Origin of the sequence: Actinoplanes sp. NPDC048791, assembly GCF_040650095.1 — a bacterium.
In the GTDB taxonomy this organism is placed as follows: Bacteria; Actinomycetota; Actinomycetes; order Mycobacteriales; family Micromonosporaceae; genus Actinoplanes.
Map to the genome: position 1 here is coordinate 1 of NZ_JBEZGQ010000124.1, position 13,510 is coordinate 13,510.

Below are 13,510 nucleotides of genomic sequence, written 5' to 3' on the forward strand. Positions count from 1 at the left end.
CCGCGGACCCGACGGCGGGGACGGAGCCCACCACGGACCCGGGCCCGGCCGACCCGCCCGCCGCCGAGACCAGCAACGCGCCGCTGAACCCGCAGTCGGTCTTCAAGCTGTTCTACGAGAAGCGCACCCTGAACGTGCAGGTGACGGGCTGCGACACCAGGAAGATCGATCTGGATGAGCCGCGGCTGGACGCGGAGGGTGCGGCGGACATCTCCCTCGACGCGTGTACCGGCGGGATCGCCAAGATGGAGTTCAGTGACGGCGTCGTCGCGGCGGTGGGGGAGAGCGCCATGACGCCGAACGCGTGCGCCGAGCAGATCCAGTTCAGCGCTATCCCGTCGACCAAGGAGTACGCCATGCGCAAGGGCGACGCCTACTGCATCCAGACGTCGCTGGCCGCGGCCAACAGCCGGGGCGACAGCCAGCGCATGGTGGTCGTCACGGTCACCGGGGTCAGCGCCGACAACCTGGTCACGTTGCAGGCGACCGCGTACATCGTGCCTCAGTGAGTGGTCCGGTCCCGGGCCTGTGCGCAGCGGGACGGGGCGTAGCTGACACAATGTCGGGTGCGCCCCGTAACCCTGTGAGGAGAAGTTTCCGTGATCCGTACCCATGACGCCGGCAGCTTGCGTGCGAGCCACGCCGGTCAGACGGTGACGCTCGCCGGGTGGGTCGCCCGCCGCCGCGACCACGGCGGTGTCATCTTCGTCGACCTGCGTGACGCCTCGGGCGTCGTCCAGGTGGTCTTCCGCGAGGAGGACGCGCACGCGCTGCGCAACGAGTTCTGTGTGAAGGTCACCGGCGAGGTCACCCAGCGCCCGGCCGGCAACGAGAACCCGGACCTGCCCACCGGGGCCGTCGAGGTCACCGCGAGCGAGCTGGTCGTGCTCTCCGAGGCCGCGCCGCTGCCGCTGCCCGTCGACGACACCGTCACCGCCTCCGACGACCTGCGCCTGAAGTACCGCTACCTGGACCTGCGCCGCAGTGGCCCGGCCAACGCGCTCAAGCTGCGCAGCCGGGCCAACCAGATCGCCCGGGAGATCCTGCACGCCCGGGACTTCAACGAGATCGAGACGCCGACGCTGACCCGGTCGACGCCCGAGGGCGCCCGGGACTTCCTGGTCCCGGTCCGGCTCCAGCCCGGCACCTGGTACGCCCTGCCGCAGTCCCCGCAGCTGTTCAAGCAGCTGCTGATGGTGGCCGGCATGGAGCGCTACTACCAGATCGCCCGCTGCTACCGCGACGAGGACTTCCGCGCCGACCGGCAGCCGGAGTTCACCCAGCTCGACATCGAGATGTCCTTCGTGACCCAGGACGACATCATCGAGCTCGGCGAGGAGCTCGTGGTCAAGCTCTGGGGCGAGCTCGCCGGCTACCAGGTGCAGACCCCGATCCCGCGGATCACCTGGACCGACGCGATGAACCGGTACGGCTCCGACAAGCCCGACCTGCGGTACGGCCTGGAGCTGACCGAGCTGACCGACTACCTGCGCGGCACCGAGTTCCGGGTGTTCGCCGGCGCGATCGACGCCGGGGGTTACGTCGGCGCGGTCGTCATGCCGGGTGGCGCCTCGCAGACCCGCAAGGAGCTCGACGGCTGGCAGGACTGGGCCAAGGCGCGCGGCGCCCGCGGCCTGGCCTATGTGGTGCTGGACGCGGAGACCGGCGCGGCGCGTGGCCCGGTCGCCAAGAACCTCTCCGAGGCGCACCTGGCCGGTCTGGCCGATGTGGTGGGCGCGAAGCCGGGCGACGCGGTGTTCTTCGCCGCCGCCACCGAGCGTCGTGAGGCCCAGGAGCTGCTGGGCGCGGCCCGCATCGAGATCGCCAAGCGGGCCGGGCTGATCGACGAGTCCACCTGGGCGTTCTGCTGGGTCGTCGACGCCCCGATGTTCGAGAAGACGGACGACGGCGGCTGGACGGCCGTGCACCACCCGTTCACCTCGCCGAACGCCGAGTGGATGGACAAGTTCGAGGAGGCGCCGGACAAGGCGCTGGCCTACGCGTACGACATCGTGGTCAACGGCAACGAGATCGGCGGCGGCAGCGTCCGTATCCACCGTGGTGACGTGCAGAGCCGGGTCTTCGACCTGCTCGGCATCACCCCGGAGGAGGCCCAGGACAAGTTCGGCTTCCTGCTGGAGGCGTTCAAGTACGGCCCGCCGCCGCACGCCGGCATCGCGCTCGGCTGGGACCGCACCTGCATGCTGCTCTCCGGCAACGAGTCGATCCGCGAGGTCATCGCGTTCCCGAAGACCCGCGGCGGCTACGACCCGCTGACCACCGCGCCGACGCCGATCACCGCCCAGCAGCGGCTGGAGGCCGGCATCGACGCGAAGCCGAAGGCGACGGCGGCGACGCCCGGCACCGACGGTGTGGCAGCCCCGGTGGAGCCGTCGAACTAGTGCGGATGCTGGTGGTCGGCGCCAGCGGCTATCTCGGCAGCGAGACGGCCCGGCTGGCGTCAACCACCGGCGCGCAGGTCACCGGCACCTCCACGACGGGCGCCGGCGGCTGGTCGCGGCTGGACATCACGGACCGCGCGGCGGTCCACGCGCTGATCTCCCGGGTACGGCCGGCAGTCGTGATCAACACGGCGGCCCGGATGGACAGCTGGGCTGTCTGCGCCGACGGTGCCGCCCACGTGGCTCTCGCGGCTGCCGCGATCGGCGCCCGGCTCGTGCACATCTCCTCGGACGCGGTGCACGCCGGCCGGCCTGAGCCGTACGCCGACGACGTGGCGCCGAGCCCGCTGTATCCGTACGGTGCGGCGAAGGCAGCGGCCGAGACGGCCGTCGCCGCGATCGACCCGGCAGCGGCCGTGGTCCGCACCTCGCTGATCGTCGGCGACGAGCGCAGCAAGCAGGTCAAACTCTCGCTGGACCTCATCACCGGCCGGCGGCCAGGTGCGCTGTTCACCGACGAGATCCGCTGCCCGATCGACGTGACCGACCTGGCCGCGGCGGTCCTGGAGCTGGCCGGCACGGACCACGCGGGCACTGTCAACATCGCCGGCCCGCAGGCGGTGAGCCGGGCCGAGCTCGGCCGGCTGGTGGCCGCCCGGCACGGCCTGGACCCGGCGACCGTGCCGGTGAGCACGATCGCCGAGGGCAGGCTGGGTCCGCGCCCGGCCGAGGTACTCCTGGACAGCACCCTCGCCGCCGGCCTGCTCCGGACCCGGCTGCGTGGGGTCGCCGAGGCCCTAGGCGTCGCGTAGCCGGATCAGCAGTCCACCGGCGAGCAGCGCCGCGGCGGCCCACGCGCCGAGCACGGCGAGTCCCCGCCACGGGCTGATGGCCAGGCCGTCGAGGCCGGTGGTGCTCTGGATCGCCAGCCCGGCCGTCATCGGGGCGATCTGGTCCAGGTGCCGCCGGAAGTCCGGGTCGGTCGCGGCCAGCCCGACGATCGGGAAGACGTAGAGCAGCCCCAGGACGAGGCCAGCCGCGGTCGCGGGGGTACGGACAGCAGCCGTCACGCCGAGCGCGAGCAGACCGATCAGGACGAGGTACAGCACCGACCCGAAGGCCGCCCGCAGCACCGTGGCGTCGGCGACCGTCAGCGGTAGCAGGCGGTTCCCGGCCATCAGCGAACCGGCCACACCCGCGGTGGCGGCGGCCGTCACCACCGCGGTGAGCACCAGCGCCTTGGCGGCCAGGACGGTGAGCCGGCGCGGGACCGCGGCCAGGCTGACGTGGATCATGCCGGTGCCGTACTCGGCGCCGATGAGCTGCACCGCCAGGACGGCGACGACGGCCTGGCCGAGCTGGACCCCGGTGAGGCTGACCTTGGTGATGTCCACCGCGCAGATCCCGGCGGGGCAGTCGGTGGCCGCGGCCGCCAGGATGCTGATCCCCACTGTCGCCACGACGACGCTGAGCAGCAGCAGGACCATTCCGGGCGTGGTCCGCAGCTTCGTCCACTCCGCGTGCAGGGCCCGCCTCATACGTCACGCCGCCGCAGCGAGAGCCCGGCCAGGCCCAGGACCAGCGCCGCCCACCCGGCCAGTACGGCCAGACCGGCCCACGGTGGCAGCGGGAAGTAGCCGTTCACCGGGATGGGGAAGTCGTCGACCTGCGGATAGCTGACCAAGCTCTGCTGCACGGCGAATGCGGCGGCCGGCGTGACCCGCAGCAGCCACTTGGCCGGCTCCGGCGGCAGGACCGTCATGGCCAGCAGGTACGGCAGCACGATCACCACGATCCCGGCCACGACAGCGGTGAGTCCCCGCCGCAGCAGGGCACCCAGCCCGAGCGCCAGCACCGCCGCGCCCGCCAGCAGCAGGCCGGTGCCCACGACGAGACGCACCTCGGTGCCGGTCGTGGCCGGATGCAGGTAGACGCCGTTGGCCCGCAGCACCTGCCGGCCGACGACGATGACCACCGCCGCGGCCAGCACCCCCAGCCCGAAGGTGACCGTGCCGATGATCGTGGCCTTGGCCAGCAGGATCCGGCCGCGCCGGGGGACCGCGGCCACCGTCGTGCGGATCATCCCGCGCCGGTACTCGGCGGTCATCGTCATCGTGGCCACGACGACCACCAGGATCAGCCCGGCGAAGGTGCCGGCCAGGGTCTGGCTCACCGTGGTGCCGATGCCGGAGATGCCGGAGACCGCCGGGGCGATGTCGCCGCTGCCCGTCACCCGCAAGCTCGCGCCGAGCCGCTCCGGCTGCGGGGATGCGTCGCCACCGACCTCGGTCCGGTTCCAGCTCGCGTCGGATCCGGTGCCCCGGCCGGTGAGGTTGTCGAACGTCGCGGTGACCTCGCTCGGGCCGCCCATCGCGCCGCCCACCCCACGGCCGCCGCCGAGGATCCAGGTGAACTGCGGCGAGGTCGCGAAGGTGCCGACCTGGGCGGTCGCCGGGAGCCCGGGCAGCCGTACGGTGCCCACGGTCGTCCACGCCGTACCGTCGGGCGACTCCTCGCCGGTGATCGTCGGCCCGGCCCGGGTGAGCCGCAACCAGCGTGGCGTGGTGGCCGGAGCGGACGGGCCGGCCCGGTCGTGCACGTAGTCGTGCTGCATCCGCACACCGTGGGCCCCGGTCAGCATGATCGCGGCGTACGTCGAGCCGGGCCGGGTGCCGTCCTTGATGATCAGACCACCCTTGGCCCACGGGGCGAGCCCGGGCTGACCGTCCCCGGTGCCGCCCTCGGCCACCTGTGGGCCGGTGCTGTCCGGCGGTCCGCCCAGGCCGGGCTTGCGGGGCAGGACGCCGGTGAGCCCGTTCAGCCGTACCGTGATGCTCCCGTCGCCGGTCAGCGACCGGTGCACGAAGGTGAAGTGGTCGGTGACCTCCTGTCCGCCCGGCCCGACCGGCAGCACGCACTCCGACTGCGGGCCGTTGCGCCCGCACGATCCCTGCCCGCCGGTGAGCAGCCCCAGCCCGACCACCGCGGCGGCTGCGACGGCCAGCGCGACGACCCAGCCGCGCACGGTCCGCAGCTTGGTCCACTCGGCGTGCAGCACCGCCCTCATCGCGACGCCTCCGGCGACCCGGCCGCCCGGAACTCCACCGCGTCGCGGGTCAGCTCCAGGTACGCCCGTTCCAGGCTGCCGTGCCGGGCCAGCAGCTCCGGCATGGTGCGGTCGGCGAGCACCCGGCCCCGGCCGACCAGCACCACGTGGTCGGCGGTGTCCTGGAGCTCGCTCATCAGGTGGGTGGAGAGCAGCACCGCGCGGCCTTCGGCGGCCAGCGCCCGCAGGAAGCCGCGGATCCAGACGATGCCCTCCGGGTCCATCCCGTTGAACGGCTCGTCGAGCATCAGCACCGGCGGGTCACCGAGCATCGCCGCCGCGATCCCGAGCCGCTGACGCATCCCGAGCGAGAAACTGCCGGCCCGGCGCCGGGCCACGCTGGTCAGACCGGCCTGCTCCAGCACCTCGTCGACGCGCGCCGCGGTCAGCCCCTGCGAGTGGGCCAGCCAGAGCAGGTGGTTGCGGGCGGTGCGGCCCGGCTGCAGCGCGCCGGCATCCAGCAGGGACCCGACAACGCGCAACGGGCAGGGCAGGCTCCGGTACGGCCGCCCGCCGACCAGTGCGGTCCCGGCGTCCGGCGCGTCCAGCCCCAGGACGACCCGCATGGTGGTGGACTTGCCGGCGCCGTTGGGGCCGACGAAGCCGGTGACCTGTCCCGGTTCGACGGCGAAGGACATCCCGTCCAGGGCGAGGGTGGGCCCGAAGCGTTTCCGCAGGCCGGTGACGACGATGCTGGTCTGGTTCATGCGGTGGTGTCTACGCGGGCGCCGGTGTCGCCACGGTGGCGCCGGCTGACACCCCACTGACACCCGGCGCCTGGCATCGTGAGGTCATGCGCGTGCTGGTCGTGGAGGACTTCGAGATCCTGGCCCGTACCCTCGGCACGGGTCTGCGCCGTGAGGGCATGGCCGTGGACGTGGTCCTGGACGGCCCGGACGCCTTGGAGCACCTGGCCGTGACCCGCTACGACGTGGTCGTGCTCGATCGTGACCTGCCCGGCGTGCACGGTGACGAGGTGTGCCGCCGGATCGTCGCCGAGGGCTCGGGCAGCCGGGTGCTGATGCTGACCGCGGCCGCCACGGTCGGGCAGCGGGTTGCCGGCCTGGGGCTGGGCGCCGACGACTACCTGCCCAAGCCGTTCGACTTCGCCGAGCTCGTGGCCCGGATCCGGGCGCTGGGGCGGCGCCCGGCCACCGCGCTGCCGCCGGTCCTGCACAGCGGCGACCTCATGCTCGACCCGAACCTGCGGGTGGTCACCCGCGGCGGCCGCCGGCTCGAGCTCAGCGGAAAGGAGTTCGCCGTGCTGGAGTGCCTGCTCGCCGCCCAGGGCCGGCTGGTGCCGGCCGAGGAACTGCTGGAACGCGTCTGGGACGAGGCGGCGGACCCGTTCACCACGGCGGTGAAGACGACCATCCGCCGGCTGCGCGTCAAGCTCGGTGATCCGCCGCTGGTGCATACCGTCCGCGAGGCGGGCTACCGGATCGGCGCCCCGTGAGCGCCCGCCGCCGGCTGCGGACCCAGCTGACCCTGCTGTACGCGGTGCCGTTCCTGGCGTCCGGGGCGATCCTGCTCAGCATCCCGATCCTGCAAGGGCGGGAGAGCACTCCGGTGGGCATCGGCGTCGGCCCGCCGCCGGTGGCCCCCGTCCCGGGCCCGGATTTCGCCCGGGTGGTCACCGCCTCCGCCGTCGGGCTGGCCGCCATGGGGCTGGTCGCGCTGGTGCTGGGCTGGCTGATCGCGGGACGGTTCCTGCGCCCGCTGCGGGAGATCACCGCGACCGCCCGGGACATCTCGGCCCGCAACCTGCACCGCCGGCTCGGCCGCACCGGCCGCAACGACGAGTTCACCGAGCTCGCCGCGACCCTCGACGACCTGTTCGGGCGGCTGGAGGCGTCCTTCACCGCCCAGCGCGACTTCGTCGCCAACGCCTCGCACGAGCTGCGTACGCCGCTGACTGCCCAGCGGGCCCTGCTGCAAGTGGCCCTGGCCGATCCGGACGTCACGGTGGAGAGCCTGCGGGCCGCGGGCCGCGACGTGCTCGACCTGGGGGCCGCGCAGGAACGCCTGATCGACGCCCTGCTCACCCTGGCCACCGGCGAGCAGGGTGTCGAGCACCGGGAGCCGTTCGACCTGGCCGACGTGGCCGGGGCGGTGATGACCGGCCGGCAGGACGAGGCGCAGCGACGCGACCTCAAGGTGCGGGTGCGACTCGACGCGGCTCCGGCCACCGGCGACCGCCGCCTGGTCGAGAGCCTGGTGGCCAACCTGGTCGACAACGCGTTGCGCCACAACACACCCGGCGGCAGCGTCGAGCTCCGCACAGCGACCGTCGACGGCCGGGCCACCCTGACTGTCCGTAACACCGGCGGGGTCATCCCGCCGGCCGAGCTGGACCGCCTGTTCCAGCCGTTCCAGCGCCTCGGCGCCCAGCGGCTCGGCCACTCCGGCGGCCACGGCCTGGGCCTGGCCATCGTCCGGGCGATCGCCACCGCCCACGGCGCGACGCTCGTCCCGGCCGCGCCCCCGGAGGGCGGCCTGGCCATCGAGGTGCGCTTCGGGTGATCGTTGCCGATGATGGAGCCGACCCCGTCATCGAGGAGGCGTCCGTGCTGGCCGAACCCACCATCCTGTGGCGCGACGAGCAGCTGTACGTCGCCCGGCGCGAGTCGATCACCATGACCGAGTTCGCGCGGGTCGCCGATCACCTGCCGGCCCTGTTCGGCTGGCTGGGCGAGCGCGGCGTGGTCCCGGCCGGTGCGCCCTTCTTCCGCTACCGCGTGATCGACATGTCCGCCGAGCTGGTGGTGGAGGCCGGCATCCCCTTGCCGGCGCTGATCGAGGTCGCCGAGCCCGACTTCGTCGACGTGCTGCCCGCGGGCCGGTACGCGACCCTCACCCACATCGGCCACCCCGACGAGCTGATGGGCGTCACGGCCACGCTGCTGGACTGGGGACAGCATCAGGGCGTGCGCTGGGACGTGACCCCGACCCCGGAGGGCGAGGTGTGGGGCGCCCGGCTGGAGGTGCTGCTGACCAACCCGGCCGAGGAGCCGGACATGCACAAGTGGGAGACCGCGCTGCTGTTCCGCCTGGCCGATTAGCCTGCGGCATGGAGTTCTTCTGCTACCACCGCGACCGGCCCGGCTCCGCGGCGCTGCGCGGCGAGCTGCTGGCGGACCACTGGTCCTACATGGACGGCTATGCGACCGGGATGATCGCCCGCGGTCCGACGTTCGCGGACGACGGTGAGACGCCGACCGGCAGCGTGCACATCGTCGACCTGCCCGATCCCGCCGCGGCGCGGACGTTCGCCTTCGCCGAGCCCAATTACCAGGCCGGCGCGTACCGGGACGTGCTGCTGCGCCGGTGGCACAACCTGCTCGGGCGCACGATGTGGGACTTCGCCGGCGGCCGCAGCGGCGGACATCGCTACCTGGTGCTCGGGCTCGGCGCGGGGCCGGGCGCCGACCTGACCGCGCCGGCTGCGGCGGACGATCTGATCGCGTACGGGCCGCTGTTGTCCGACGACGGTGCCGCCTGGCTGGGCACGGCGGCGCTGGTGCGGGCGGTGGATCCGAGCCGGGCGCGGACGGTGCTGACCGCCGACCGGTACGCCGCCGTCGAGGTCCACAACTGGGCGTTCGGCGGGCGCCGCTGACCGAGCTCCACTGTGGACCGGAATGCCCGGATTCCCGGGTGGCGCCAGTCAATCGTGAGGATTTCTCTTGATCGTTGATCTATCACTATACGTGTCTGCGCGGATACGATCAGCGGCAGCGACGGCGCGCCCACCGGTGTCCGTGTCCGACTCGCCGTTGTCTCTCGCCGCTTGCCGACCCCACGAGGAGTTGCAGTGGACGCGTACTTCATGACCGCGCGCCATGAACAGTTGCGCCAGGAGGTGCGGGCGTTCGCGGAGACCGAGGTACGCCTGCGGATCGACGAGATGGAAGCGTCCCGCGCGGTCCAGTACGACCTCTCGCGGCTGATCGCCCGCCAGGGCTGGATCGGGGTCACGATCGGCCCCGGGCACGGCGGCATGGGCCTCGGTCACCTGGCCAAGACCATCATCATCGAGGAACTGGCCCGGGTCAGCGGCGCGATGGGCGCCATGGTGCAGGCGTCCCAGCTGGGCGTGGCCAAGATCCTGCACTTCGGCGACGCGGACCAGCAGGCGAAGTGGCTGCCGGCCATCGCGGCGGGGGAGTGCCTGCCGACGATCGCGGTCACCGAGGAGCACTCCGGCGGGCACGTGCTCGGCATGTCGGCCACCGCCGTCCGCGACGGCTCGGATTACGTCCTCAATGGACGCAAGGTCTTCGTCGGCAACAGCCACGTCGGTGACCTGCACGGCGTGGTGGTGCGCACCGGTCCCGGTTCCAAGGGCCTGTCGGCGTTCCTCGTCGAGGCGGACCGGCCCGGCTTCTCGCTCGGCCCGCACCGGGCGGCGATGGGCCTGCACGGCTTCAGCTTCGGCGAGCTCACCTTCGCCGACTGCCGGATCCCGGCGGCCAACCGGCTGGGGGCCGAGGGCGACGGCCTCTCCGTGGCCTACTCCTCCAGCATCCTGTACGGCCGCCCGAACCTGACCGCGGTGGCGCTCGGCATCCACCAGGCGCTGGTCGAGGAGACCTCGGCGTACGTGACCGAGCGGCACCGCTACGGCAAGCCGCTCGGCGAACTGCTGCCGATCAAGCTCAAGCTGGGCCAGATGCAGTCCCGGCTGATGACCGCGCGACTGGCGGCGTACCACGCCGTGCACACGCTGGACCAGGGGCTGCCCTGCGACGCGGAGCTGATGAACGCCAAGCTCATCAACGTCGAGTCCGCATTGGACAGCGCCCGCAACGCGATGGAGATCCACGCCGCCGCCGGGCTCTACGCGGACCGGCCGGTGGAGCGCTACCTGCGCGACGCCCACCACATCTTCGCCCCGGCCGGCACCTCGGACGTGCAGCTGATCCGCCTGGCCGAGGTCGCCCTGGGTACGACCAAGGGCCAGTGGTCCCAGCGGCTGGCCACCCGTCCGGCCGCGGAGGCCGTCACCCCGTGAGCCGCGGTCAGCGGCTGTCCTCCCGGCGGTGGATCTGGGTGATCAGCTCGGCGGCCATCGACTTGATGGTCTCCAGGCCGGGCCGCCCCCACGGGCGGGGCTCCACGTCCACCACGCAGATCGTGCCGAGCGTCGTGCCCGTCCGGTCGATCAGCGGCGCGCCCAGGTAGGACCGGATGCCGATCTCGTCGACCACCGGGTTGCCGGCGAAGCGGGGGTAGTCGCAGACGTCGTCGAGGACCAGCGCCTTGCGGCGTACCACCACGTGCGGGCAGTAGCCGTGGTCGCGGTCCATGACCCGGCCCGGCGAGGCGGACGGGTCACCCTTGGCCACGGTGTGCAGCCCGGCGAAGTACTGCCGGTCCTCACTGATGAAGTTCACCATCGCGTACGGGGCGCCGGTGACCTCGGTCAGCTTGCGTGCGAAGTCGTCGAACTCCGGGTCCGGCTGCTCACCGAGGCCCAGCTCGCGCAGCCGCCGCATCCGCAGCGGCACCTCCAGGTCGGTCGGGGTCAGCGGGTGGTGCGGGGACGAGTCGTAGATCATGCCAAGCTCCGGATGGCCGTCGGGGTGGGATGTACGCCGAGCAGGTGCTGGATGAGCTGGACGAGCACACCCGTGGCGGACCGGCTGTCACGGGCGTCGCAACTGACGATCGGCACGTCGGGCCGCAGGTCGAGCGCGCTGCGCACGTCGTCCGGCTCGTACCGGAACGCGTTGTCGAACTGGTTGACGGCCACCAGGAAGCCGATGCCGCGCGACTCGAAGAAGTCCACCGCCGCGAAACAGTCCTGCAGCCGGCGGGTGTCGGCCAGCACGACCGCGCCCATCGCCCCGGCGGACAGCTCGTCCCACATGAACCAGAAGCGTTCCTGGCCGGGCGTGCCGAACAGGTAGAGGATGTGCCGGCGGTCGATGGTGATCCGGCCGAAGTCCATCGCGACCGTGGTGGTCGTCTTGCGCTCGATACCGGTCAGGTTGTCGGTGCCGACGCCCGCGGTGGTGAGGATCTCCTCCGTCCGCAGGGGTTCGATCTCGCTGACCGCGCCCACGAACGTCGTCTTGCCCACCCCGAACCCACCGGCGATGAGCAGTTTGAGCGGCGTCGGGAACGGATCAGAGTCGTCGCTGTAAGGCATTGAGAATGGTCTCCAGTACCGCCGTGTTGGTGGGTTCGGCCGCCGGGCCGGGGGATCGGGTGTCGATGGCGCCGGCGTCGACCAGGTCGGAAAGCAGGATCTTGGTGACGACCGCGGGCAGCCGCAGCCGGGCGGCGACCTCGGCGACCGTCGTGGGGCTGCCGCACAACCCGAGGGCCTCGGCGTGGTCGGGCTCGAGCTGACCGTGCGGCAGCCGGCCGGTCGCCCGGACCATCGACAGCAGTTCCAGGTGGGTGCTGGGCTGGGTGCGCCCGTTGCTCACCGTGTACGGCCGGACGAGACGTCCCGCGGCGTCGTCGAGCCAGTGCTCGTCGTCGGCCCGCCCCATCGTCACCGACCCGCGCCGCCGGGATGGCCGGCCGCCTGCCGGACCGGGGTGCCCAGGTACGGCCGCACACTCTTGACGAGCTGCGCCATCTCGTAGCCGAGCACTCCCGGGTCGGCGTCCTTGCCCGCGATGACGGCGAGCACCGCCCCGGAGCCGGCGGCGGACACGAACAGCAGGGCGTCCTCCAGCTCGGCCACGACCTGGCGCACCGCCTCCCCGCCACCGAACCGCGTTCCGGCGCTGCGGGCCAGCGAGAACAGCCCGGAGGCGATGGCGGCCAGATGGTCGGCGCCGTCGTCGTCCAGTCCGTGCGCGGCCTTGCGCAGCCCGTCGGAGGAGAGCAGCAGCGCGCTACGGGTGTCCGGGACGCGCTCGACCAGCCCGGACAGCAGCCAGACGAGGTCCTGGGCGGAACGTACCGGGTCGTTGCTCAGCATCTGAGCACACCTTTCTCAGTGGGGCTCGGGTCTCGGTGGGGCTGGGGGAGGGGACCGTCAGTGCTGGTCGGACGGGGCCGGCTCGGCCGGGGAGTGCGGCCCGGCGTCGCTGCGGGAGACGCCCTGCATGAACGAGGCCATGAGACCGGGATCGTGCTCGGCGCCGTCGTCCTCGGGGGCCGGCGGCGGCCCGAACTGCAGCTGCGGCGCCAGATGCGTCTGGCTGTGCCGGCGCGGCAGCGGGGGCGGGGTGACGGTGGGCCGGCCCTCGGCCACCTCGGCCCCGGTACGCCGCAGCGCCCCGGCAGCCACCGGCGCCGGATTCGGCGGTGCCTGCTGCAGGGGCGCCTGCTGCGGGGGTGCCGCCTGCGGGGTTGCCTGCTGCGGGGTTGCCGCCTGCACGGGTGCCTGCTGTGGGGGTGCCTGCTGCTGCGGTGCCGAAATCGGGGGTGCCGAAATCGCGGGTGCGGGCACTGCGGAGACGAGGGCGGGGGCGGGGGTGTCCGGGGCGCCGGTGAAGGCGGGCCAGGTCGGCGGGGGTGCCGCGATCTGGGACGGGCCCGGTACCCGCTGCACCAGCTCCATGGTGTTCTGGGTCAGGGCCGGCTGGGCCACCACCGGGCCGCGGTCGTCCTGGGCCGAGCCGAGCAGCTGCTGCGGCAGGATGATCACGGCCTGGGTGCCGCCGTAGATGTTGCCCTGCAACTGCACGGTGACGCCGTGCTGGCGGGCGATCATCGAGACCACGAACAGCCCGATCCGGCCGTCGCGCAGCAGCTCGTCCAGGTTGATGTCCTCCGGGTTGACCAGCAGCCGGTTCAGCCGGTCCTGGTCCTCCCGCTGGATGCCCAGCCCGCGGTCCTCGACCTCGACCGCCACCCCGGCCGCGACGTGCTGCGCGCGCAGCAGCACCTGGGTCTGCGGCGGGGCGAACATCGTCGCGTTCTCGATCAGCTCGAGGTGGTCTAGTACGCCACCGACGTCACCGAGGACAAGCTGCGCAACGCCGAGTACCAGGGCAAGGACATGGCCATCAACCGGGCGCTGGCGGTCATCGAGTTC

Annotated in this window: 16 protein-coding genes; 8 read left to right on the top strand and 8 right to left on the bottom strand. The window is 72.7% G+C overall.

Going from position 1 to position 13,510, the window contains the following annotated elements:
* The 3 genes from AB0C29_RS12390 to AB0C29_RS12400 all read left to right on the top strand — a co-directional run.
* On the top strand, nt 1-509 hold a 509-nt coding region (locus AB0C29_RS12390), incomplete at its 5' end, for a hypothetical protein (RefSeq protein WP_360819094.1).
* Between the two features lie 90 nt (nt 510-599).
* Nucleotides 600-2,402, top strand: a complete 1,803-nt coding sequence (aspS, locus tag AB0C29_RS12395) for an aspartate--tRNA ligase (protein ID WP_360819097.1) — start codon at nt 600-602, stop codon at nt 2,400-2,402.
* Nucleotides 2,402-3,214, top strand: a complete 813-nt coding sequence (locus AB0C29_RS12400; RefSeq protein WP_360819100.1) for a sugar nucleotide-binding protein — start codon at nt 2,402-2,404, stop codon at nt 3,212-3,214. The genes aspS and AB0C29_RS12400 overlap by 1 nt, the downstream gene beginning before the upstream one ends.
* On the opposite strand, the gene AB0C29_RS12405 is transcribed toward AB0C29_RS12400, so the two are convergent.
* The 3 genes from AB0C29_RS12405 to AB0C29_RS12415 are packed head-to-tail and all read right to left on the bottom strand — an operon-like array spanning nt 3,200 to nt 6,215.
* Nucleotides 3,200-3,940 (bottom strand): ABC transporter permease, encoded by a 741-nt coding sequence (locus AB0C29_RS12405; protein ID WP_360819103.1) that lies wholly within the window; start codon nt 3,938-3,940, stop codon nt 3,200-3,202. The two genes, AB0C29_RS12400 and AB0C29_RS12405, sit on opposite strands and share 15 nt — an antisense overlap.
* The gene (locus AB0C29_RS12410) at nt 3,937-5,469 is read right to left on the bottom strand and encodes a hypothetical protein (RefSeq protein WP_360819106.1); all 1,533 of its coding nucleotides are present in this window, start codon (nt 5,467-5,469) and stop codon (nt 3,937-3,939) included. Before AB0C29_RS12410 ends, AB0C29_RS12405 begins: the two co-directional genes overlap by 4 nt.
* Complete coding sequence (locus AB0C29_RS12415) at nt 5,466-6,215, bottom strand: ATP-binding cassette domain-containing protein (RefSeq protein ID WP_360819110.1); 750 nt, start codon at nt 6,213-6,215, stop codon at nt 5,466-5,468. Before AB0C29_RS12415 ends, AB0C29_RS12410 begins: the two co-directional genes overlap by 4 nt.
* A gap of 86 nt (nt 6,216-6,301) precedes the next feature.
* Here AB0C29_RS12415 and AB0C29_RS12420 point away from each other — a divergent pair, with 86 nt between their 5' ends.
* From AB0C29_RS12420 to AB0C29_RS12440, 5 genes are all read left to right on the top strand, one after another.
* Complete coding sequence (locus AB0C29_RS12420) at nt 6,302-6,964, top strand: response regulator transcription factor (RefSeq protein WP_360556140.1); 663 nt, start codon at nt 6,302-6,304, stop codon at nt 6,962-6,964.
* Complete coding sequence (locus tag AB0C29_RS12425) at nt 6,961-8,031, top strand: HAMP domain-containing sensor histidine kinase (protein WP_360819113.1); 1,071 nt, start codon at nt 6,961-6,963, stop codon at nt 8,029-8,031. The genes AB0C29_RS12420 and AB0C29_RS12425 overlap by 4 nt, the downstream gene beginning before the upstream one ends.
* Entirely contained in the window at nt 8,028-8,570 is a 543-nt protein-coding gene (locus AB0C29_RS12430) for a GyrI-like domain-containing protein (RefSeq protein ID WP_360819116.1), read from the top strand. The genes AB0C29_RS12425 and AB0C29_RS12430 overlap by 4 nt, the downstream gene beginning before the upstream one ends.
* Nucleotides 8,571-8,578: 8 nt before the next feature.
* On the top strand, nt 8,579-9,127 hold the full coding sequence (locus tag AB0C29_RS12435) for a YciI family protein (RefSeq protein WP_360819118.1): 549 nt from the start codon (nt 8,579-8,581) through the stop codon (nt 9,125-9,127).
* Between the two features lie 195 nt (nt 9,128-9,322).
* Entirely contained in the window at nt 9,323-10,522 is a 1,200-nt protein-coding gene (locus tag AB0C29_RS12440) for an acyl-CoA dehydrogenase family protein (protein WP_360819121.1), read from the top strand.
* Between the two features lie 7 nt (nt 10,523-10,529).
* Here the strand turns inward: AB0C29_RS12440 and AB0C29_RS12445 are convergent, their stop codons facing one another.
* The 5 genes from AB0C29_RS12445 to AB0C29_RS12465 form a co-directional block, all read right to left on the bottom strand.
* Nucleotides 10,530-11,069, bottom strand: a complete 540-nt coding sequence (locus tag AB0C29_RS12445) for a GAF domain-containing protein (protein ID WP_360819124.1) — start codon at nt 11,067-11,069, stop codon at nt 10,530-10,532.
* Nucleotides 11,066-11,662 (bottom strand): ATP/GTP-binding protein, encoded by a 597-nt coding sequence (locus tag AB0C29_RS12450; RefSeq protein WP_360819126.1) that lies wholly within the window; start codon nt 11,660-11,662, stop codon nt 11,066-11,068. Before AB0C29_RS12450 ends, AB0C29_RS12445 begins: the two co-directional genes overlap by 4 nt.
* On the bottom strand, nt 11,640-12,011 hold the full coding sequence (locus AB0C29_RS12455; protein WP_360556151.1) for a DUF742 domain-containing protein: 372 nt from the start codon (nt 12,009-12,011) through the stop codon (nt 11,640-11,642). The genes AB0C29_RS12450 and AB0C29_RS12455 overlap by 23 nt, the downstream gene beginning before the upstream one ends.
* Before the next feature lie 2 nt (nt 12,012-12,013).
* Nucleotides 12,014-12,448: a roadblock/LC7 domain-containing protein gene (locus AB0C29_RS12460; protein WP_360819127.1), complete on the bottom strand. Its 435-nt coding sequence runs from the start codon at nt 12,446-12,448 to the stop codon at nt 12,014-12,016.
* A 57-nt stretch (nt 12,449-12,505) separates the two neighbouring features.
* Nucleotides 12,506-13,510, bottom strand: a 1,005-nt coding sequence (locus AB0C29_RS12465; RefSeq protein ID WP_360819130.1) for an ATP-binding protein, incomplete at its 5' end; no start/stop codon positions are given.

Coding starts and splice junctions, on each gene's coding strand:
- AB0C29_RS12405 (WP_360819103.1), bottom strand. CDS start 3,940: ATGAGGCGGGCCCTGCACGCGGAGTGGACGAAGCTGCGGACCACGCCC.
- AB0C29_RS12410 (WP_360819106.1), bottom strand. CDS start 5,469: ATGAGGGCGGTGCTGCACGCCGAGTGGACCAAGCTGCGGACCGTGCGC.
- AB0C29_RS12415 (WP_360819110.1), bottom strand. CDS start 6,215: ATGAACCAGACCAGCATCGTCGTCACCGGCCTGCGGAAACGCTTCGGG.
- AB0C29_RS12420 (WP_360556140.1), top strand. CDS start 6,302: ATGCGCGTGCTGGTCGTGGAGGACTTCGAGATCCTGGCCCGTACCCTC.
- AB0C29_RS12435 (WP_360819118.1), top strand. CDS start 8,579: ATGGAGTTCTTCTGCTACCACCGCGACCGGCCCGGCTCCGCGGCGCTG.
- AB0C29_RS12445 (WP_360819124.1), bottom strand. CDS start 11,069: ATGATCTACGACTCGTCCCCGCACCACCCGCTGACCCCGACCGACCTG.
- AB0C29_RS12450 (WP_360819126.1), bottom strand. CDS start 11,662: ATGCCTTACAGCGACGACTCTGATCCGTTCCCGACGCCGCTCAAACTG.
- AB0C29_RS12455 (WP_360556151.1), bottom strand. CDS start 12,011: ATGGGGCGGGCCGACGACGAGCACTGGCTCGACGACGCCGCGGGACGT.
- AB0C29_RS12460 (WP_360819127.1), bottom strand. CDS start 12,448: ATGCTGAGCAACGACCCGGTACGTTCCGCCCAGGACCTCGTCTGGCTG.